Consider the following 20,636-nt stretch of genomic DNA (forward strand, 5'->3'; position numbering starts at 1 on the left):
GTTATATCCCCCTATTTTGGTTTTCAATATTCAGAAAATTACCAGTGCATTGAGACCCTACCAGGGGGAGATCAATGCGTATACCAGCCTGCTTTTTGGAGTTGTTGAGAGGTGTTCACGTGCTTCACTTCAGTAAAACTGGCAAGACCATGTGGTCCAAGTTCACGACCAATACCGCTTTCTTTATATCCTCCCCATGGTGCCTCTACATAAGGAGTGTGATAGGAGTTGATCCAGATTGTGCCTGCTTTCAGCTGCGACGCCACTTGTACTGCTTGAGATACATTTTTTGAAAGAACACCTGCTGCAAGACCGTATTTTGTACCATTCGCAAGTCGAACGGCTTCGTTTTGATCTCGAAATGATTGAACGGTAATAACGGGTCCAAAGATTTCTTCTTGGACAATACGCATCGACTGATGAACGTTTGTGAAAATGACAGGAGATTGATAAAAGCCTTTATCAGGTTGCTTGCCGCCATAGTGAACGGACGCTCCTTCCTCCTTACCAAGATTGATGTAGCTCTTTACTTTCTGGAGATGATTTCTGCTAACAAGAGGACCCATTCCCGTTTCCATCTGTGTGGGGTCACCGATTTTTATTCGAGATGACTCATGAACGAGTTTGTCTATAAAAGCTTCATAGAGAGACTCATGGACAAGAATACGAGACGAAGCCACACACACTTCCCCCTGGTTAAAGAAACCACCGAAGATCGTCCATTCAACTGCAGACTCAAGGTCCGCATCTTCTAAAATAATGAGTGGTGATTTGCCACCAAGTTCAAGAGAGACGCGCTTCAGATCCTTGGCACACTGCTGGTTAATATGCTTTCCGGTTTCTGAACCGCCTGTGAACGAAACTTTATCTACTTCAGGATGCGCGACAAGTGTTTCGCCAACTGGATCGCCTCCACCTGGGACGAGATTGAAAACACCTGGAGGGAATCCACACTGATGAATTAAGTCTGCTAGCTTGATAGCAGTAACTGGTGTCAGTTCAGAGGGTTTGAACACAACGGTGTTACCAGCAGCGAGTGCCGGAGCGATCTTCCACATGCCGAGAAGAAGAGGGAAGTTCCATGGGACGATAAGGGCACACACGCCGATCGGTTCATCAATGATTCTACTAGTCGTTCCATCTTCCATCTCGATCGTGGCCGTTTCTCGCTCAGCAATCAGATTCGCGTAGTAACGTAGACAGGCGACAGAGTCACCAATGTCGAGCGTTGCTTCTCGAATGGGTTTTCCGGTATTCTCTGTTTCAGCAACTGCGAAAGATTTTTCATCACGTTCTAATAGATCTGCAAGCTTTCGAAGAGAGGTAACCCGTTTCTCTGGATGAGTCGCCCAGTCGCTTTGTTCAAATGCTGATCGTGCAGCATCTACTGCGGTAGCCACTTGCTCCTGAGAAGCTTCTTTTATCTTCATAATCGTTTCTGCTGTTGCTGGGTTAATGAGATCACGCTCATATCCTTCACCTTGCTGCCAGGAACCATTAATGTAGAGGTGCTGATTCGTCATGAAATATGACTCCTTTCTTGAACCGTGTCTGTCATTTCAGCAGCATCATTTTCTGTTATAAGTGATACGCCGATCATTACAACGAAGCTGGTCAATATGCCATACATAATCGGATTCGTTGAGTGAAGGCCTTCGATTGCAAGACCGCCGGTAATGACGAGAATGCTACTGATGATTGAGTAAAACGCCGCTTTTGACGTTGCTTTTTTCCAAAAGAAACCGAGTAGAATCGGTACAAAGATCGCTCCAGATAAAATGGCGTATGCGACATCAAGTGCAACAAGAACGTCTTGAATCCATATAGCGAAAATAATCGTGATTGCACCAATAATTGTTGTAGTCAGACGAGAGATGATGAGACTTTGCTTTTCACTTGCTTCTTTAATGAAATAACGCTTCACAATGTCGTTTGAGAGCAATGTTGATGAAGCCAGCAGTGTCCCTGAAGCCGTTGACATGAGGGCAGCGATGACGCCTGCAAGAACAAGACCAAGTACACCGGTTGGTACCGTTTCGATCGCCATACTGGCGAAGGCATTCTGAGAATCTCCTAAATTCGGGAGCACGATAAATGCGCACATACCGATAATGCTAACAGCCAGTCCATATAGGAGGCTATAGACGCCTGCAATAATTGTGCCGAGACGAGCAGTTTTGTTCGATCTGGCTGTAAAGATCCGCTGCCAAATATCCTGTGCAACGATCATACCGAGGCAGAAAAGAAGAAAATATTGAAATACCTGACTACCGCCAATTCCTGTGAATGAAAAGTAACTGTCTGGGAGCTGTTGCGTTAAGGCACTCCATCCCCCTGCTTTCGATAGGCTTAAAGGAAGCATGATGAAAAACACCCCAATTGTCATGATGACAAACTGGACGATATCCGTCATCGTAACCGACCACATCCCGCCAAGTATCGTATAGAATAGGACAATCCCGCCACCAAGTAGCATGGAGCTTGTGAGATTCCAACCTAGCAGGACGTTCATGACGGTTCCAATCCCGATAACTTGCGTAACGGCAACCATTAAGGCATAGACCGAAGCTACTAAAGCGCTCAGAAGGCGTGCTTCATTTCCAAAACGTTTCCCGAGAAACTCACTAATGGTGAGCACTTTAAAACCAGCGATCTTCTTGAGAAAAAAGATCCCGAGTCCCATAATTCCAAGTCCAAGCATAAAGACGAGCCACATGCCGGATACGCCAAATTCATATCCGAGCTTCGTTGTCCCGATCGTAGATGCGCCCCCAAGAATGACGGCTGATAAGCAGCCAAAATACATAAAGAAACCAAGATTACGACCAGCAAGCGCATAGTCTTCGATCGTTTTCGCTTTACGAGAGCCAATGACGCCTATTCCGATGACGATAACGAAATAGGCGATGATGATGATAATATCTAGAAATAACACGAAACTCCTCCTTACAAGTAGTGACTAGGGCTCTATCGATTAAAAATTCAGATAAATTATCGGGTGCCTCTTTTAATCTAAGACTGACTTGCTGTTTCTTCGCTGGTTGTAAGAAGGGCATGTCTTTTCTTTAGCGCAATCAGCGTAATCATTTCATACATAATCGATGATGCTAAAGCGGCTGTAATTTCATTGTGGTCGTATGTTGGAAGTACTTCGACTAAGTCAAACCCGACAAGATTTAGTCCATCAAGTCCCCGCACGTACTCAAGCGCTTCGTAGCTGTTTGGACCAGCGACTTCCGGAGTTCCCGTTCCTGGTGCGAAGGCTGGATCAACAAAGTCAATGTCATAGGAAACAAATACTGGTCGATCTCCAGTTCGCTGATGGATGCGTGAAATGACTTCATTAAATCCAAGTTTACGAACATCTTTCATTGGAATGACTTCAAATCCAAGATCGCGTGCGTCCTCAATGTCACCTGGACCGTACAACGGACCTCTCATGCCGACCTGGACGGAGTGGTCAGTATCAATTAATCCTTCTTCTACTGCGCGTCGAAACGGTGTGCCGTGCATATATTTCTCGCCGTAATAGTTGTCCCACGTATCGCCGTGTGAATCGAAGTGAACGAGGGCTACTGGACCGTATTTTTTGTGGAAAGCTCGCAGGTTTCCTAATGAAATGGAATGGTCACCGCCCATGATGACAGGTGTAACATCCGCATCGAGAAGCGGAGTCAATCCTTCTACCAAGTTGTCGTATGTACGGTGGATGTTTCCTGGAATGACATCAATGTCTCCATAGTCAACGCCAGAGCAATAATCGAAAATGTTAATCTCCATATCTGGATTGTATGGACGAAGTAGCGTCGAGAAGTTACGAATATGCTGTGGTCCTAGGCGTTGACCAGTCCGATTTGATGCAGCCGTATCGAAAGGAACACCAAGGACGGCAAAGTTAACATTTTCTGTGGTTTGAATTTGTTCTAATCTCATAAACGTTCTCACACCGCAAAATCGTGGGGATTTGGAAGAGTCTTTAGGTTGATACATATTGGAACCTCCTGTGAATGTTAGTCTCACAGATAAATATTGCAAGTTCCATGCCAACTTTAAGGGCTGAGGTGCAACACTTTTGACACTTTTCTCATGCGTTAATGCATCGATGCGTTTTCTTTTGATGCAAAAATGCATAATTAATGCGATTTCGCATTGATTTTGTACTTTTTAAGCTTACGTACGACTGTAGATTGATTCATTCCGAGGTAATCCGCCATTTCATAAGTTGTTTTGTATTGCTTGAAAGCACGCTTCAACCATCTGATTTCCACTGCTTCTAAAGCTTCCTTCAGCGTTGTCCCCGTTTCCTCTTCAGCACCGGGTAAAAAGCTTGTCAGTTTCTGGGCCGCATCTTGTTGAATGTAGGAGGGAAGAGCATCTGGATAAATCGTTCTTGCATCAGCTGTAATCACAAGGCGTTCGACGATATTCTGAAGCTCACGCACATTTCCTGGCCACGTATATTCTGACAAACTTTCAATTGTTGCTGCGTGGAAGAACTTATTCGTTCGGTATTTGTCATTTAATTCTTTGAGAAAATGTGCTGCGAGTGTTGCGATATCTTCCTTTCGTTCGCGAAGGGGTGGGATGGTAATTGGGATGACGTTTAATCGATAGAAAAGGTCTTCTCGAAATGTCCCCTTTTTCACCATGTCCTCAAGGTTCTGATTCGTTGATGCAATCAATCTGAAGTCAATCGTTTTTGGCTTCGTTCCTCCAACTCTCGTAATTGTTTTTTCTTGGATCGCTTTTAGAAGCTTGGCTTGAACAGCGAGTGGTAGCTCCCCAACTTCATCAAGAAAAAGCGTGCCCTGATTAGCGAGTTCAATCATGCCTGCTTTTCCTTTCTTACCTGCGCCTGTAAACGATCCTGGCTCGTAGCCAAACATTTCTGATTCAAAAAGAGTTTCTGGTATAGCCCCGCAATTTACTTCAATAAAACTACCATTTCGACGTTCACTACCTTTATGTAACGCACGTGCGAACACGTTTTTTCCAACACCAGATTCACCAAGAAAAACAACGGATGCATCAGAATTCGCCACGCGCTCAACAAGTTGCCAGATTAGCTGGATCGCTCTGCTTTTAATGACAAACTCCTCTGGAACTTTCTCCTTGTCGCGAAGTTCTTGAATCTCAGTTTCATAGACTTCCATCTGAGTACGCAATTCTTCATAGTCTTCTTTTAAATGCTGAAGCTCTGTTAAGTCATGGGAGAAGCTAATAACACGAATAATCGTGCCATTCTCATCATAAACCGGTAGCCCAGTTGCCATGACGACGCGGCCTGTATGCGTTTTTTGCATAATTTGAAGGTCTTTCTTTTCAGCTAGAACACGCCTTGTAATAGACGGTGAAAAGATCCCATCTGCTTCAAGATCTTTTACTGACTTTCCGACCAGAAAAGAAGCCTTTCTTCCATAGACGGCTTCACAGTTTTGGCTAACCCGTAAAACAATACCGGCACCATCGGCGATAACAATGTTATCTTTCGATGCATGTAAGATAGCATTTAATTCATACTCTAAATAATCGAATGAAGACATACTGAATCCCCCTTTAATATTCGCGCAAATCTGACTATTTTCTAAGGTTATCATATCGCAAAATTAACCTCCAAAACCATTTTTCTGAAAAAGTTGGTATGAAGCTTGCATGTATAGAAAGTGAAAATGACAGAGGGAGGCAGTTACATGAAAACAAAACAGTGTAAAAAAAGTATTGAGTTAAAAACGGCGATACCTGGGCCAAAAGCGTCAGAGTTATTGGAGCTAAAAGAAAAGCACGTGCCGAGAGGTCCTTTTAATACAATGATGACTTTTGCAGAAAAAGGAGAAGGCGCTCTACTGACGGATGTCGATGGTAATACATTTATTGACCTTGCCGGAGCGATTGGTAGTATGAACGCCGGGCACTGTCCTCCGAAAGTTGTTGAAGCGCTTAAAGCACAGGTCGATCAATACCTGCATACGTGTTTTCACGTGATGATGTATGAGCCATATATTCAATTAGCGAAGAAACTAAATGAAATCACACCAGGCAATAGTGAAAAGAAAACTTTTTTCTTAAATAGTGGTGCTGAAGCAGTGGAAAACGCTGTAAAGATCGCACGAAAGTATACAGGAAGGAAATCGATTATTTCGTTTGAGCGTGGCTATCATGGGAGAACCTTGCTAGCGATGTCGTTAACAAGCAAGGTGAAACCGTATAAATATGGTTTCGGGCCTTTTGCCCCTGATACGTATAAAATGGCCTATCCGTATTATTACCGGAAGCATGCGAGTATGACGGAGGAAGAGTTGGATCAGGAAGTGCTTAAGCGTTTGGAGGATTTCTTCCTTGGTGAAGTACCGTCAGATGAAGTAGCGGCGATCATTATGGAACCGGTGCAAGGAGAAGGTGGGTTTGTTGTACCATCAAAAGGATTCGTACAAGGCGTGAAAGCGATCTGTGAAAAGTATGGCATTCTTTTTATAGCAGATGAAGTGCAAACCGGTTTTGGACGAACAGGAAAAATGTTTGCGATTGAGCACTTTGACATTGAACCAGATTTAATGGTGATGTCAAAATCGATCGCAGCAGGGTTGCCAATCAGTGCTGTAACAGGACGCGCTGAGGTTATGGAAGCGCCGAATCCTGGAGAAATTGGCGGAACATACGGTGGGAGTCCACTTGGGTGTGTTGCGGCGCTTGAAGTCATTGAGATGATGGAGGAAGAAGGGCTTGTGGAGCGAGCGAATCACATTGGAGATATCTCCGTGTCAAGGTTTAAGGATATGCAGAAAGTGCACCCTGCTATTGGAGAAGTTCGTGGACTTGGTGCTATGTTAGCGATTGAAATTGTGAAAGATCCCGTTACGAAGGAGCCGGATAAAGAATTAACGGGACAAATTTTAAAAGAATGCCATAACCGCGGTGTGATCGTAATGGGAGCGGGTTTATATGGGAACGTCATTCGTCTTTTATCGCCGCTCGTGATTACGGACGATCAGTTAAATGAAGCGCTTGATGTGATTCAAGACGTAATGTCAGAGTTAGCTCCAGTTCATCAATAAAAGGAAATGAGGTATGGATATGCAGACGACGATTCAGAAGAAGAAATTTTATATTGATGGTGAATGGCTAGAAGGGGTGTCTTATAAGGAGTTAATTTCCCCATATTCAGGTGACGTTCTGGCTGAAATTCCGATAGCGAATGAAGCTGATGTCGATAGCGCAATCGAAGCGGCTTACCGTGCGAAGCGGGTGATGAGGAAACTACCTGCACACGAACGAGCTTCGATACTAGAGCGGTTTGTCCAAAAGTTAAGCGAACGAGCGGATGAGACGGCGGAAATCATTGCGCTAGAAGCAGCCAAACCGATAGCGACGGCAAAAGGCGAAGTGACACGGACGATAGCAACGTATAAATTCGCCGCGGAGGAAGCAAAGCGAATACAAGGGGAGACGATTCCGTTTGACGCAGCCGTTGGTGGTGAAGGAAGGGTAGGCTATACGGTGCGTGAGCCGCTTGGGGTGATAGGAGCGATTACGCCGTTTAATTTTCCAATGAATCTTGTTGCACATAAAGTTGGTCCTGCTATTGCAGCGGGCAATACGATTGTGCTAAAACCGGCAAGTCAGACGCCGCTCTCTGCTTATTTTATCGCAGAGCTATTTGAGGAAGCTGGGCTTCCAAAAGGTGCACTGAATGTGATTACGGGAAGTGGAAAGACGGTTGGCGATCGAATCGTAACGGATGAGCGAGTGAACATGGTTACCTTTACTGGAAGTCCAGCAGTTGGCATTGGTATTCGAAATAAGGCGGGTTTGAAAAAAGTAACGCTAGAACTAGGGTCGAATTCGGCTTTAATTGTGGATGAAGGTGTAGACGTAAGTGGAATTGTTGATCGAGCCGTGATGGGCGCGTTCGCTTACCAGGGGCAGGTGTGTATTTCACTTCAAAGGGTGTATGTTCATGAATCGAACTATGACGCTTTTGTGAAGTCATTTGTAGAGAAGACGAAGACGCTAAGGTGTGGAAATCCTTTGGATGATGAGACGGATGTATCGGCGTTGATTTCTGGATCTGATGTTGAGCGCGCGGTTTCGTGGATTGAGGAAGCGAAGAACGGCGGAGCTACGGTAGCTACAGGTGGGGGTTCTGATGGAAATGTGTTAGAGCCAACTGTCATATTAAATGCCGCTTCTGAAATGAAAGTTTCTTGTCAGGAAGTGTTTGCGCCAATTGTCTTGATTAATAAGTTTCATTCAATTGAAGAAGCGTATGATCTAGTGAATGACTCGGCTTATGGGCTACAGGCAGGTATTTATACGGAGAATGTTCATACTGCTCTTGAAGCCGCAGAACGTCTTCATGTCGGGGGTGTACTGATTAATGATATTCCTACTTTCCGGGTAGATAACATGCCGTATGGTGGAGTGAAGGAAAGTGGGACTGGAAGAGAAGGCATCAAGTACGCTGTAGAGGAAATGACGGAGATGAAGCTGGTGGTGTTTAAGAGGTAGGAAGTGGTTGGGCGGGTGGTGCCTGTCACCACCCGGTTTAACGCGAATCATGTCGCTTAAATTCACCGATATTTTTAGCCAATTGATCCTTACAAGGGGATGAATTGGCTTTTGTTCTGCATTATTCGAATTTGATGTTGTTAAGTTTACTAGTAATCATGAAAATTATGGTTGATTTGTATAACCAATATGTTCCTTTTGACAAAAAAACCACGAATTTTCCTCCTCTTTTACATGAATCTACAAAAATAGAAAAAGATAAACCATAAATTTCGAGAAATTTCTGAAAATTAATTGATAAAATAAATAATAGGTGCAACCTGTCATTTACATAAAGTTTATGCAGATAGGTTGCAAATAAAAGAGAAAGGAGTAGGAATAAGGGACTATATCAAGACTTAAAAACTGAAAGGGGAGACGTGTGTGAAAAACTTGAACAAGAAAATATTATCGGTTATTTCAGCAACAGCTTTGTCGGTGTCATTGTTGGTTCCAACAGTTTGGGGGGGAAAAGTAGAAGCAACTTCAACCAAGTGGAATACTGAAAGATATGGAGATGTCGTAGATATTGGAGCGCAATTGAGAGCTCAATCAGAAGATGAAGATTTTATGAACAGAGCGGAAGATACGATCAAAGCACAGGCCTCTGAGATTAGCGAGGATGGAGAAGAAGCAGATGGTGGAGGCGAGTCTGATAGTAACTTTACTTACGATGGGGGAACAAAGGTATTTCTGAATCGTAATTTGGCTTTAAAAGAATTTACATTGCGTAGTGTCGGTGAGAATGTAGAAGTTTGGGTTGCTAAAGATCTTTCTTTTCCTGAAGGAGATTCAAGACCTGCTCATGTTGTAACACAGGAACAGGTAGATACGTTAAGAGATGAGTTTGATGACAATATTTATCCGATTGATACAGAATTTTTCGGCCAAGAGGATAAACTCACTGGGGAAAACTCTCCTCTTCCCGATTGGTTAGGTTTTGATGAAGACTATTATGTGTCTGAAGAAGGAAAGAGCATTATGTTAGTTGATAACATTATAGATGAAAATTATGAGGATCCTTCTTATCCATTTTTCGTAGCTGGATTCTATTGGTCTACATTTGAAACCTATATCGATCGAAACATCATAACCATTGATACAAACAACTGGGAGGAGCGCCTTCAGAGTACGTTTTTAGGGACAGTTGCTCACGAATACCAGCATCTCATTCATGATGATAATGATAGCGATGAAGAAACATGGATTAATGAAGGAATGTCTGATTTTGCAGAGTATCTTTGTGGATACGGACATCCTATGGGGCACGTCAACTATTTCTTAGACCATCCAGAGAACTCACTTGTGAGCTGGGATGAATATTATAGTTCTGAAACAGGTCCGGAAACCCTAGCGGATTATGGACAGGCATATCTTCTTCAGCTCTATCTCAGTGAGCAATTTGGGAAAGAGTTTATTCAGGAACTAGCAAAAGATGAAACGAATGGTATTGAAAGCGTGAATGGTATGTTGGATAAGTATAAGACTGGATTAGATTTCTCTGAGCTATTTAGAAACTTCAGTACGGCTCTTGCCATAGACAGTCCTAAACCAGGTGGAGGCATCTATAATTTTGAAAGCATCGATTTGAAAGTGAACTTTGAGGCTGCTTTAGAAAATGCAAAAGATGGCGTCCCTGCATGGGGTGGAGATTACAAAGTGATTGATCTAGAGGATAAAATCCGATCGATTGAATTTGACGGAATCGACTTCATGCCTACACCTTGGAAAGTTGTTCAGGATCCACTTGGTTCAGATAATCAAGTGTTATGGGGAAACCAAGGGGATGAAGCTGATAACGCTGTAGTCATTGAAGCTGATTTATCAGGTGTTGATCAAGCAACGCTTCAGTTTGATAACTTCATTGATATTGAAGAAAGTTGGGACTTTGGGGTTGTACAAGTGTCAACAGATGGAGGAGAAAGCTGGACGAGTTTAGCGAATGAACATACCCGTTCTGATGTAGTAGAGGAAGGATATCCAACTATTAAAGAAAATCTACCAGGATTTACAGGATACTATGAAGATTGGAAGAAAGAGTCTTTTGATCTATCAGAATACGCTGGTCAAGATGTATTAGTTTCATTCCGTTATCTAACAGATTGGGGATACAATGATAAGGGCTGGTTTATTGATAACATATCCATTCCTGAAATTAGCTTCTCCAATGATGGAAGCTCCCTTAACGGATTGTATTCTGTTCAGGAAGTGACTGAGCAGTATGTAGATTACGCAGTTACATTCATTAATGAAAAAACTGTTGGGAAAAACGGCAAAAACACAAAATATAAAGTCGTGGATGTGGATCCATTTAATGTTACCGAGGAAGACGCATTAGATTTACGTCAATTATTTAAAGACGGTACAAATTATATGGTGATCTGGTATGCTCCTCCAATAGGAGATAAAGGTGTAGCTGACTTCACCTATGAAATCCAAACTAAAGGTGAGACTAAGAAGAAATAGTAGTGATAGTAGTGCCTGTCACCACCCGATTGTTGAAGGAATTTGTCGATTGATAATAATGCATTAGAGTATAAAGAAGGCGACTGCTCAGAAATGAGCGGTTACCTTCTTTATTTCTTATTTTATTTACTGGAAATTTATTCAACCTCCACCGCAATTGCCCTCACTGGTGAGGCATCCAGTCCCTCAAGCTTTAGCGGCAGTGCAATGATTAGTGGATTCTCGAAATCGATCTGATCGAAGTTAGAGAAGCACTCTCCAATAATGCCGTTCTTTGATGTGATCGCTTCGTGTGCTGGAAAAGATGTGGCACCAGGAGCATCAATGCTAAAAGTATCAATGAAGAAGGTTGTGATTCCTTTTTCTAGAAGGTAATTTACAATCTCGACAGACAAATAAGGGAAGTTGAAGTAGGTCTCGGTTCCAATATACTTGGACCACCCCGTATGAAAAAGTGCAATTGTTCCTGGAGCGATGCTTTTGATTGCCTGCGATATTTCTTCTAAAGTGATCACCTCACCTGGATTTTTTCTCGTTACATGGATTACGTGTCCTGGTGCCATCACTTTGGTTAATTTCGACTCATCGACGCACTCGCCTTCCTTTTGAAAGTGGAAGGGAGCGTCAAGGTGCGTGCCAGTATGGGTCCCCATATTAACTTGTGTAACTTGATAGCCATCTTTTTCGTGCATGGCAATTGGATAGATGTTTGGTTTCGGATCACCCGGGTAAACAGGCGTTTGGTTGTTAACCGGAATAGAGAGGTCAATCACTTTTTTAAAATTCATAAGGTGGTTCTCCTTTTTAAACAAACGTTTGATTAAACTCGCTAATGGTGGGATACATCCTCAGTCTATCCAAATTTCAATTAGTCATGAACTTTGTTTGCTCATAACCTAACCTACAATTGAGTCTCCCCTCACATTCCTGTAAAATACCTAATCAGACAAACGACGAAAAGGTGTAAGATATGAAATCAATGATTGTAATCGGATCAGGTATTTTAGGAGCGTCGACAGCTTACCATCTCGCGAAGCAAGGAGCGGATGTGTTGCTTGTCGATCGGAACGACGCGGGTCAGGCGACAGAAGCGGCGGCTGGGATTGTGTGTCCGTGGCTAACGAATCGACGGGGAGGGGCTTTTTATCGACTCGTGGAAGCTGGAGCACGGTATTATCCGCAGTTAATTGAAGAGCTGAAAAAGGACGGAGAGACGGAGACGGGCTATGCGCGCGTTGGTGCGATTAACATTTACTCTAGTGAAACGAAGCTTGAGCGAAAGCTTGCGCTTGCGATGGAGCGGCGGAAGGATACACCAGAGATGGGGGAGGTTTCGCAACTTTCTGCTGCAGAAACGAATGCGCTGTTTCCTCCGCTGTCCGATCATTATGCAGCGGTTCATGTGAGCGGCGCGGCGCGTGTGAATGGAGACGCGTTACGAAATGCGCTCATTCGAGGAGCGGAAAAGCATGGTGCGAAGGTGATTCGTGGCGATGCCTCTTTATTATGGAGTGGTTCAAACGTGAGTGGCGTCGCCGTGAATCATGAAAGTTTTTATGCGAATGAAGTGATTGTGACCGGAGGCGCCTGGGCGCGAGAATTACTTCAGCCATTAGGGATGAAGTTCCTCGTTTCACCTCAAAAAGCGCAAATTGTTCATCTCGATCTACCTGACTCTGATACCGGAAAATGGCCAATTGTGATGCCGCCTTTCGTTCAATATTTCCTTCCATTTGAAAACGGTCGAATTGTCGTTGGTGCAACGCAGGAAGATCAGGCTGGCTTTGATCTGCGCGTGACGATGGGGGGCGTTCACCATATTATTGACCGAGCTCTAAAAGTTGCGCCAGGATTTTCGGATAGTACGTATGTCCAGACGAAGGTTGGGTTTAGGCCATTTACGCCAGGGAATGTCCCGGTTGCTGGAGCAGTTCCTCGCGTGAAAGGACTTTTTGTGGCAAATGGGCTTGGGGCTTCAGGCTTAACGAGTGGGCCGTTTCTTGGAGCTGAACTTGCTCGGTTGGTGCTTGGAGAGCGGAATGAGCTTGATCTTTGGGAGTATGATCCTGGGAGTGCGTTTGGGTAAGTCGATCGAGATAAGATTTTAACTAATGATCGAAAAATGAAAATATTCTAAAGAAAACCTTTTCATTCAAGAAGGCTTCCTATATAATGGGAAAATCTCTGAGGTGTAAAAGGTTTCTTTTTATGGCGTTTTAGGTTCAGAATACGGCGCTTTATTTATTCGACACTACATAAATTGAAAGGAGTTTTATGTCCATGACGACGGATTACTTACATTATCCCTATGCTTCTCAACGGATGACAACGGTAGCGAACAAAGGAATGGTTGCAACATCCCAGCCGTTAGCGGCACAGGCAGGACTAGATCTTTTGAAAAATGGAGGGAATGCGATCGACGCGGCGATCGCCACGGCGGCAGTGCTCACTGTTGTCGAGCCGACTTCAAACGGGATTGGAGGAGATGCGTTTGCTCTTGTTTGGACGAAAGGTGAATTGCACGGCTTGAATGGAAGTGGGCCATCACCGAAGTCGATCTCCATTGATTCAGTCAACGAACGTGGGTATAATGAAATTCCGAAATACGGTTGGATTCCTGTTACAGTGCCTGGTATTCCTGCATCTTGGGCGGCATTGTCGAAACGATTTGGAAAGCTTTCGTTAAAAGAAGCGCTGGCGCCTGCGATTCATTATGCGGAGGAAGGGTTCCCGGTGTCGCCGACTTTAAGTAAGTTTTGGAAAGATGCTTACGCTAAATTTGAAGAAGAGTTAAGGGACGAGGAGTTTCAGCACTGGTTTGAAACGTTTGCGCCGGACGGTCGTGCGCCTGAAGTGGGTGAGGTTTGGAAGTCGAAAGGACACGCGGAAACGTTACGAAAAATAGCTGAAACCGACGCTGCAGCTTTTTATCAAGGAGAAATCGCCGATCAAATTGATGCTTTTTCAAAAAGGTATAATGGGTATTTGACGAAGGAAGATCTTTCGGCATTTAAGCCAGAGTGGGTTGATCCGATTTCGGTTCAGTATCGCGGGTATGACGTATGGGAGATTCCGCCGAATGGACAGGGGCTCATTGCGTTGTCTGCGCTGAATATTTTAAATGGATTTAACTTTGATCATAAGGATTCTGTTGATACCTATCATAAGCAAATTGAAGCGATGAAGCTCGCTTTTGTAGATGGACAGAAGTACATTACCGATGAGCAAGAAATGTCAGTTGCTGTTCGGGATCTCCTCTCGCCTACCTATGGGGAAAGTCGCCGGCAGTTAATTGGTGATGAAGCGCTAGTGCCGTCACCAGGACAACCTCCTAAAGGGGGCACCGTTTATTTAGCGACGGCGGATGACGAAGGAAATATGGTTTCGTTTATTCAGAGTAATTATATGGGCTTTGGTTCAGGACTTGTGGTGCCAGGCACCGGGATTGCGCTACAAAATCGAGGTCATAACTTTTCGATGGATCCTGAGCATGATAATGCGTTAAAAGGTGGTAAGCGAACGTATCATACGATCATTCCTGGTTTTCTTAGTAAAGACGGTAACGCGGTTGGACCATTTGGTGTGATGGGAGGCTTTATGCAGCCGCAGGGACATTTGCAGGTAATTACGAATATGATTGATTTTCATTTAAATCCGCAATCGGCACTTGATGCGCCGAGGTGGCAGTGGGTTGATGGGAAGCGAGTGTGGGTTGAATCGAAGTTCCCTCCTTATCTTGCTGAGGCGCTTAGTCGAAAGGGACATGAGATTGAAGTTCAACTGGAAAAAGGGGCGTTCGGCCGTGGACAAATTATTTGGCGCGATCAGCAGTCAGGCACTTTTTTCGGAGGGACAGAATCAAGAACAGACGGAACGATCGCCGCTTATTAAGAAGTGGCGTAGGGTTTCAAAAGGTGGTGGGTCATGCAACAGTGGCATCTTTTTCTCGCTTTTTTTAGAGTGGGAATGCTTGGATACGGAGGAGGGCCTTCTTCTATCCCGTTAGTACATAAAGAAGTTGTCGAGAAATACAAATGGATGAACGATGATGAATTTGCAGATGTTTTGGCATTGGGGAATTCACTTCCAGGACCAATTGCGACGAAAATGGCTGGGTATATTGGCCATCGGGTGGCAGGAATTACGGGGATGCTGAATGCTGTGCTGGCAACGATTGTGCCGACGATCGCAATTATGATTTTCTTACTAACGTTTCTTTCCACGTTTCGAGAAAAAGCATGGGTACAGGGGATGACGCAGGCGGTCGTTCCTGTGGTTGGGGTTATGCTAGCCGTGTTGACGTATGATTTTTTTAGAAAAGCACAGGGGAATTTAGGTTGGGTTTTGACGATCGTATTGACGGTTGCTTCTTTTGTATTTATTGAAATGGCTGGTGTTCATCCGGGGATTGTTATTGGATGTTTGCTGCTTTACGCTCTGCTTAAACCGACTGGTAAAGATGGAAAGCATAAAGAGGCAGAGGCGAGAAAGGAGCCGTCCTCATGATTTATTGGGATATTTTTGTCGCTTTTTTCATACCTGGTATTGTCGGTTACGGCGGTGGACCTGCTTCCATTCCACTTGTCGAAAATGAAGTGGTCGGTCGGTTCGGCTGGATGAGTGTGAACGAATTTAGTGAAATGTTAGCAATGGCAAATGCGCTACCCGGGCCTATCGCGACGAAAATGGCCGGATACATCGGATTTCAGCAAGGTGGCGTTCTTGGGGCGTTTGTTGGTGTGTTTGCGACAGTGGCGCCTTCGCTCGTGCTGATGATCGTGTTGCTGAGTCTTTTAAATCGATTTAAAAACTCACCGAAAGTGAAGAAAATGACGGCCCTTATTCGCCCGACGATTGCGATCTTGCTTGGCGTGATGGCGTTTCAGTTCTTTGCCAGTTCGTATGAAGGAGCAGGGCTCGTTCAAACAATCTTTCTGATTGTGGTCAGTTTTGTGTTGATGGAGAAGATGAAGGTGCATCCTGCGTTTGTGATTGTTGGGGCGCTGGCGTATGGTGCAGTGTTTTTGGGGTAATGGATGGGCGAGTTGTTGGCGAGTGGTTGTATCGCGGGTGCCTGGCACCGCCCGGAATAGCTCAAATATTGTCGATTAAACAGCTCTTAACTCCTAGGAGGAAAGGGCTGTTTTTATTTTGTTTCTAAAGGATAAGAGCACTCTGTCGCCTCTTTGAAAGGATGTCATACCTAGATCAAAAGGTTTATTTTGTCAGAATATATTGAAAAAATAACCAACTTAATCTAAAATGTCAGATAAATCAATAAATTGTATACAATCTTTGGACACAATAGGTGGTTTAAGATGACAGATAAAAAACGGAATGAAGAGTTAGCTTATGAAAAGGTGAAGCGTGCGATTATGCTGAGAAGGATTTTACCAGGACAACGAGTGACGGAGGAATGGGTGAGTGAAGAGATAAAGATGAGCCGCACTCCTATCCGCGCAGCTTTTAAAAGATTGGGGAATGAAGGGTTATTAGAAATTGTGCCTCATCGAGGTGCGTTTGTTTATAACCCCTCGGATAAGGAGATCGCTGACGTGTTTCACTTGCGCGTTGTGCTTGAGAATTATGCTGCTCGACTAGCGGTTCCAATTGTTACCCAAGAGAACATTCTTGAAATGGAAGAGCTGTTAGCGGAAGAGAAGCAGGCATATAAAGCAAAGGATTTTGAAGAATTTATGAGAGTGAATGCTCTTATTCACTCTTATCCCGCACGATTGTCGGAAAATAAATTCTTACTTCAACAAGTTGAAACGCTTAATCAATGGTCGGATTGCTATCTGATTTTGAAGGATGAATTTTATACCGTTCCGATTGAAGAGGTGAAGTCGATTCCCGAGCATCAACGTATGATGAATGCTTTTCGTAATGGTGATTTAGAAAAAGTGGCGGAGGCCATTGAAGCTCATCTTCTTTCTACATTGAGCGATTTATCTGGGAAACGATCAGTTTTCAACTAATAGTAAGGAGTGATAGATCATGACAAAGAATGTTTCGATTCAAACAAGTTTACCGGGACCTGTTGCTAGTCAATTGTTAGAACGACGAGAGAATATTGTACCTAACGCTGTAAGCTGTGGCATCCCGACTTTTGCTGAGAAAGCTTCTGGGGCAAGAGTGACAGATGTTGACGGGAATACATTCATTGATTTTGCTGGTGCGATCGGGACGATTAACGTTGGACATTGCCATCCACGAGTGAAGGAAGCTTTGCATGATCAAGTCGATAAATACATTCACACTGGGTTTAATGTGATGATGTATGAGCCTTATATAGAATTAGCTGAAAAGTTAGCAGCCTTAGCTCCCGGAAATCATCCGAAGAAAGTGCTACTACAGAATAGCGGTGCTGAAGCAGTTGAAAATGCGGTGAAAATAGCAAGAAAATACACAGGGCGTCAGGCAATTGTGACATTCCAGAATGCATTTCATGGACGAACGTTAATGACGATGTCGATGACAAGTAAAGTGAAGCCGTATAAATATGGATTTGGTCCGTTTGCACCTGAAGTGTACAAGGCACCTTTTCCGTATGCTTATCGGAAGCCTGAGCAAATGAGTGACGGGGAGTATACGGACTTCATGATCCAACAGTTTAACGATTTTCTGCTTAAAGAAGTAGCTCCCGAAACAATTGCAGCCGTTGTAATGGAACCTGTTCAAGGCGAAGGCGGTTTTATTGTGCCGGATAAATCGTTTGTTCAGGCTGTGAAATCAATTTGCGAACAGCATGGCATTCTGTTCGTCGCAGATGAAATTCAAACAGGATTTGCACGAACGGGGCGTTATTTTGCATCCGAGCACTTTGGTGTTGTGCCAGATCTTATAACAGTTTCAAAGTCGTTAGGTGCTGGAACACCGATTAGTGGTGTAATTGGTAGGAGAGAAGTCATGGATGCGGCTGATCAAGGAGAACTTGGTGGAACGTATAGTGGAAGTCCACTTGGTTGCCGTGCGGCACTTGCTGTTCTTGACGTGATTGAAGAGGAAGGGCTTAATCAGCGAGCGCTTCAAATCGGTGAGAAAATAAGAGAGCGATTTACTTATATTGCGAAAGAGTTTTCTTTTATTGGAGACGTTCGTGGATTAGGTGCTATGAATGCGATTGAGATTGTAGGTGAAAGAAAAGTACCAGACAAGGAATTAACGAAAAAGATTTTAGCAGAAGCCCAGCAGAAAGGACTCCTTTTACTTGGTGCCGGCGTCTATGGAAACGTCATTCGATTCTTAATGCCTCTTATTATTACAGATGATGAATTAGAAGAAGGATTGTTTATCATTGAAGAAGCCATGCGGAAAGTTTCAGCGAATTCGTTGCATAAAGGAGTTTTGTAATGGAGGGGGAAAAGAAGAAGCTCAAGAAGGTTCTGTCGAAATTTGATCTTCTGTTCCTTGCACTTGGCGCCATGCTTGGCTGGGGCTGGGTAGTTCTATCTGGAACGTGGTTAACTTCTGCTGGATCTTACGGAGCGGTTCTTGCTTTTGCGATCGGTGGGTTTCTCGTTATCTGTGTTGGACTAAACTATGCTGAACTAGCCTCCGCGATGCCGCGAGTAGGAGGGGAGCATGAGTACGTCCATCGCGCTCTCGGTGAGAATGCGTCATTTATCGCATCTTGGGCTATTACATTAGGGTATGTATCCGTTGCAACATTTGAAGCCGTGGCATTGCCTACGGTTATTGACTATTTATTACCAGACTACCAAGCTGGTTATCTTTGGACAATTGCCGGCTGGGATGTTCATCTAAACTGGGTATTGATCGGTTCTGCCGGAGCTGTCATTATCACGCTCCTTAATTATATCGGGCTTAAACAAGCGGCCGTGTTACAGACCGTTTTCACTCTTGTGATTGTGGCAGCTGGATTGCTATTAATTTTTGGAGCGGGTGTAAATGGAGAACCAGCTCATTTAACACCACATTTCATAGGTGGAATGGGCGGCATCATGACAGTGCTTGTGATGGTTCCATTTTTGTTTGTAGGCTTTGACGTCATTCCACAGGTTGCTGAAGAGGCAAATCTTCCACATGCTCAAATCGGAAAATTTCTTGTTGTTTCTGTTATTGGGGCGATTATCTTCTACATAGCGATCGCTATTGGGGTGTCACTAGGGTTGAGTCAGGAACAATTGGGTTCAACGGAGCTGGCGACAGCTGATGCTATGGGCAATTTATTTGGATCTGCTTTATTCGCTAAGCTATTAATTCTTGGGGGAGTTGCAGGAATTATTACAAGCTGGAATTCATTTGTAATAGGTGGCAGTCGTGTACTTTACGCTATGGCCGAATCTGGTATGCTACCCGCCTGGTTTGGACGACTGCATCCTAAATTTCACACACCTTCGAACGCGATCCTGTTTATTGGGATTCTATCGATGTTAGCTCCACTTCTTGGAAGATCAGCTCTTGTGTGGATCGTTGATGCCGGGGGACTTGGAATTGTGGTAGCTTACTTTTTGGTAGCCTGGTCATTTATTAAGCTTAGAAAAACAGAGCCAGAGATGAAGCGACCGTTCCGAGCGGCTAAATCGCCTGTTTATGGTTATCTTGCACTTATTATGAGCTTTGGATTTATCGCACTCTACTTACCGGGAATGCCTGCCGCATTGATCTGGCCTTATGAATGGATCATGATTGGAGCCTGGTCCTTTATCGGATTGTACTTCTTTATGAGAATGAGAAAAGGTGTCTATAAAGATAGTGGTGTAGGGATGTAGTGCGCGGTCTATGGTTCAGTCTGCGAGTTTCCGCGGGTGCCTGTCACCGCCCGAACTAGCGCACATATTGTCGAAAGTGAAAGGCCCGCGCTCATATGAGCGCGGGCCTTTCACTTGTTTTGTTTATTCGACTGGCATTAACTTCACCGGCCCCAGTGATTCAATCATATCCCCATCAGAGGTAAAGAAAACGAAATCTCCTGTACCAACAATACTGTCGCCTAGTATCGTATTTACTGTTGGTAGTCCGCTTGGATCATAGACGAAGAAGTTTGTGCCTTCACCAATGTTTGTTACCTGGTACCGTCCTTCAGGGATATCACTACCGACGATGTATTGACCTGCGGTAAGTTTAATCGGTTCTTCGTTCTTCTTTACGATCGTATCTTCAAGCTGATCAATTTCCTTTTTCTTCGCTTTGATCGTATCATCGAGTTTGCTCACTTCATCTTTTTTCGCCTTTACGTCGTCTTTCAGTTTGCTCATTTCTTTTTTCGTGCTTTCACGTTCTTTTTTAATCTTATCAATGTCAGCTGAAACACTATCTTTCTCATCAATCAATTTCTTTACTTCCTCAGCTTTCGCTTCCGCTTCTTCCAACTTTTCAGCTTCAGTCTCAAGTTGTTCTTTTACCATACTGATTTCTTCTTGAATGGATAAAAGCTTCTCTCCTTCGTTTTTTGCTTCCTTCTCAGCAGAAGTGATTTCTGCTTTAATTTTCTTCAAATCTTCGGTGTAGTTTTCTTCAAGGTCTGCATTACCTATCAACACGCCGATTAAGACGCTAACAAGAATTGTTGCGATTGCCCCTACAATCCAAAGGGTGAGGACTAGGCCTTTTTTCATCATACATTCCTCCGAACCTGTGTTAGTACGTTACCATCTTATGTA

The 20,636-nt window shown here is 44.0% G+C and carries 16 protein-coding genes; 10 read left to right on the forward strand and 6 right to left on the reverse strand.

Annotated features, from left to right (window positions below; all coding sequences use genetic code 11):
• Positions 1–71: 71 nt before the first annotated feature.
• From PQ578_RS01860 to PQ578_RS01875, 4 genes are all read right to left on the reverse strand, one after another.
• Positions 72–1,523, reverse strand: a complete 1,452-nt coding sequence (locus tag PQ578_RS01860; protein ID WP_273831944.1) for an aldehyde dehydrogenase family protein — start codon at positions 1,521–1,523, stop codon at positions 72–74.
• Complete coding sequence (locus tag PQ578_RS01865; protein WP_273831945.1) at positions 1,520–2,935, reverse strand: sodium:solute symporter family protein; 1,416 nt, start codon at positions 2,933–2,935, stop codon at positions 1,520–1,522. The genes PQ578_RS01860 and PQ578_RS01865 overlap by 4 nt, the downstream gene beginning before the upstream one ends.
• A gap of 77 nt (positions 2,936–3,012) precedes the next feature.
• The gene (gene speB, locus PQ578_RS01870) at positions 3,013–3,990 is read right to left on the reverse strand and encodes an agmatinase (protein WP_273831946.1); all 978 of its coding nucleotides are present in this window, start codon (positions 3,988–3,990) and stop codon (positions 3,013–3,015) included.
• A gap of 143 nt (positions 3,991–4,133) precedes the next feature.
• Positions 4,134–5,543: a sigma-54 interaction domain-containing protein gene (locus PQ578_RS01875; RefSeq protein ID WP_273831947.1), complete on the reverse strand. Its 1,410-nt coding sequence runs from the start codon at positions 5,541–5,543 to the stop codon at positions 4,134–4,136.
• A 147-nt stretch (positions 5,544–5,690) separates the two neighbouring features.
• Here PQ578_RS01875 and gabT (PQ578_RS01880) point away from each other — a divergent pair, with 147 nt between their 5' ends.
• The 3 genes from gabT (PQ578_RS01880) (at position 5,691) to PQ578_RS01890 (ending at position 11,010) form a co-directional block, all read left to right on the forward strand.
• Complete coding sequence (gabT, locus tag PQ578_RS01880; protein ID WP_273831948.1) at positions 5,691–7,052, forward strand: 4-aminobutyrate--2-oxoglutarate transaminase; 1,362 nt, start codon at positions 5,691–5,693, stop codon at positions 7,050–7,052.
• A gap of 19 nt (positions 7,053–7,071) precedes the next feature.
• Positions 7,072–8,505 (forward strand): aldehyde dehydrogenase family protein, encoded by a 1,434-nt coding sequence (locus tag PQ578_RS01885; RefSeq protein ID WP_273831949.1) that lies wholly within the window; start codon positions 7,072–7,074, stop codon positions 8,503–8,505.
• Positions 8,506–8,928: 423 nt separating this feature from the next.
• A complete protein-coding gene (locus PQ578_RS01890; RefSeq protein ID WP_273831950.1) occupies positions 8,929–11,010 on the forward strand; it encodes a M6 family metallopeptidase in 2,082 nt (693 codons plus the stop codon).
• 137 nt (positions 11,011–11,147) lie between these two features.
• Here PQ578_RS01890 and PQ578_RS01895 read toward each other — a convergent pair whose 3' ends face one another.
• Complete coding sequence (locus PQ578_RS01895; RefSeq protein WP_273831951.1) at positions 11,148–11,798, reverse strand: cyclase family protein; 651 nt, start codon at positions 11,796–11,798, stop codon at positions 11,148–11,150.
• 182 nt (positions 11,799–11,980) lie between these two features.
• Between PQ578_RS01895 and PQ578_RS01900 the strand changes: the two genes are divergently transcribed.
• The 7 genes from PQ578_RS01900 (at position 11,981) to PQ578_RS01930 (ending at position 19,745) form a co-directional block, all read left to right on the forward strand.
• The gene (locus PQ578_RS01900) at positions 11,981–13,096 is read left to right on the forward strand and encodes an NAD(P)/FAD-dependent oxidoreductase (RefSeq protein ID WP_273831952.1); all 1,116 of its coding nucleotides are present in this window, start codon (positions 11,981–11,983) and stop codon (positions 13,094–13,096) included.
• Positions 13,097–13,290: 194 nt separating this feature from the next.
• On the forward strand, positions 13,291–14,901 hold the full coding sequence (locus tag PQ578_RS01905; RefSeq protein ID WP_273831953.1) for a gamma-glutamyltransferase family protein: 1,611 nt from the start codon (positions 13,291–13,293) through the stop codon (positions 14,899–14,901).
• Positions 14,902–14,934: 33 nt separating this feature from the next.
• Positions 14,935–15,516, forward strand: a complete 582-nt coding sequence (locus tag PQ578_RS01910; RefSeq protein WP_273831954.1) for a chromate transporter — start codon at positions 14,935–14,937, stop codon at positions 15,514–15,516.
• Positions 15,513–16,043 carry a chromate transporter gene (locus PQ578_RS01915; RefSeq protein ID WP_224885577.1) on the forward strand — a complete coding sequence of 177 codons (531 nt, stop codon included), beginning with the start codon at positions 15,513–15,515 and terminating at the stop codon, positions 16,041–16,043. Before PQ578_RS01910 ends, PQ578_RS01915 begins: the two co-directional genes overlap by 4 nt.
• A 285-nt stretch (positions 16,044–16,328) precedes the next feature.
• The gene (locus PQ578_RS01920; RefSeq protein WP_273831955.1) at positions 16,329–16,988 is read left to right on the forward strand and encodes a GntR family transcriptional regulator; all 660 of its coding nucleotides are present in this window, start codon (positions 16,329–16,331) and stop codon (positions 16,986–16,988) included.
• A 19-nt stretch (positions 16,989–17,007) separates the two neighbouring features.
• The gene (gabT, locus tag PQ578_RS01925; protein WP_273831956.1) at positions 17,008–18,363 is read left to right on the forward strand and encodes a 4-aminobutyrate--2-oxoglutarate transaminase; all 1,356 of its coding nucleotides are present in this window, start codon (positions 17,008–17,010) and stop codon (positions 18,361–18,363) included.
• Positions 18,363–19,745, forward strand: coding sequence for an APC family permease (locus PQ578_RS01930; RefSeq protein ID WP_273831957.1), 1,383 nt, complete (start codon positions 18,363–18,365; stop codon positions 19,743–19,745). The genes gabT (PQ578_RS01925) and PQ578_RS01930 overlap by 1 nt, the downstream gene beginning before the upstream one ends.
• A 123-nt stretch (positions 19,746–19,868) precedes the next feature.
• Here PQ578_RS01930 and PQ578_RS01935 read toward each other — a convergent pair whose 3' ends face one another.
• A complete protein-coding gene (locus PQ578_RS01935; protein ID WP_273831958.1) occupies positions 19,869–20,591 on the reverse strand; it encodes a coiled-coil domain-containing protein in 723 nt (240 codons plus the stop codon).
• Positions 20,592–20,636 lie beyond the last annotated feature (45 nt).

It is taken from the genome of Guptibacillus sedimenti, from assembly GCF_028610665.1.
Taxonomy (GTDB): Bacteria; Bacillota; Bacilli; order Bacillales; family Guptibacillaceae; genus Guptibacillus; species Guptibacillus sedimenti.

Coding starts and splice junctions, on each gene's coding strand:
- PQ578_RS01935 (WP_273831958.1), bottom strand. CDS start 20,591: ATGAAAAAAGGCCTAGTCCTCACCCTTTGGATTGTAGGGGCAATCGCA.
- speB (WP_273831946.1), bottom strand. CDS start 3,990: ATGTATCAACCTAAAGACTCTTCCAAATCCCCACGATTTTGCGGTGTG.
- PQ578_RS01920 (WP_273831955.1), top strand. CDS start 16,329: ATGACAGATAAAAAACGGAATGAAGAGTTAGCTTATGAAAAGGTGAAG.
- PQ578_RS01915 (WP_224885577.1), top strand. CDS start 15,513: ATGATTTATTGGGATATTTTTGTCGCTTTTTTCATACCTGGTATTGTC.
- PQ578_RS01900 (WP_273831952.1), top strand. CDS start 11,981: ATGAAATCAATGATTGTAATCGGATCAGGTATTTTAGGAGCGTCGACA.
- PQ578_RS01905 (WP_273831953.1), top strand. CDS start 13,291: ATGACGACGGATTACTTACATTATCCCTATGCTTCTCAACGGATGACA.
- PQ578_RS01895 (WP_273831951.1), bottom strand. CDS start 11,798: ATGAATTTTAAAAAAGTGATTGACCTCTCTATTCCGGTTAACAACCAA.
- PQ578_RS01875 (WP_273831947.1), bottom strand. CDS start 5,543: ATGTCTTCATTCGATTATTTAGAGTATGAATTAAATGCTATCTTACAT.
- PQ578_RS01885 (WP_273831949.1), top strand. CDS start 7,072: ATGCAGACGACGATTCAGAAGAAGAAATTTTATATTGATGGTGAATGG.
- gabT (WP_273831948.1), top strand. CDS start 5,691: ATGAAAACAAAACAGTGTAAAAAAAGTATTGAGTTAAAAACGGCGATA.
- PQ578_RS01910 (WP_273831954.1), top strand. CDS start 14,935: ATGCAACAGTGGCATCTTTTTCTCGCTTTTTTTAGAGTGGGAATGCTT.
- PQ578_RS01930 (WP_273831957.1), top strand. CDS start 18,363: ATGGAGGGGGAAAAGAAGAAGCTCAAGAAGGTTCTGTCGAAATTTGAT.
- gabT (WP_273831956.1), top strand. CDS start 17,008: ATGACAAAGAATGTTTCGATTCAAACAAGTTTACCGGGACCTGTTGCT.
- PQ578_RS01860 (WP_273831944.1), bottom strand. CDS start 1,523: ATGACGAATCAGCACCTCTACATTAATGGTTCCTGGCAGCAAGGTGAA.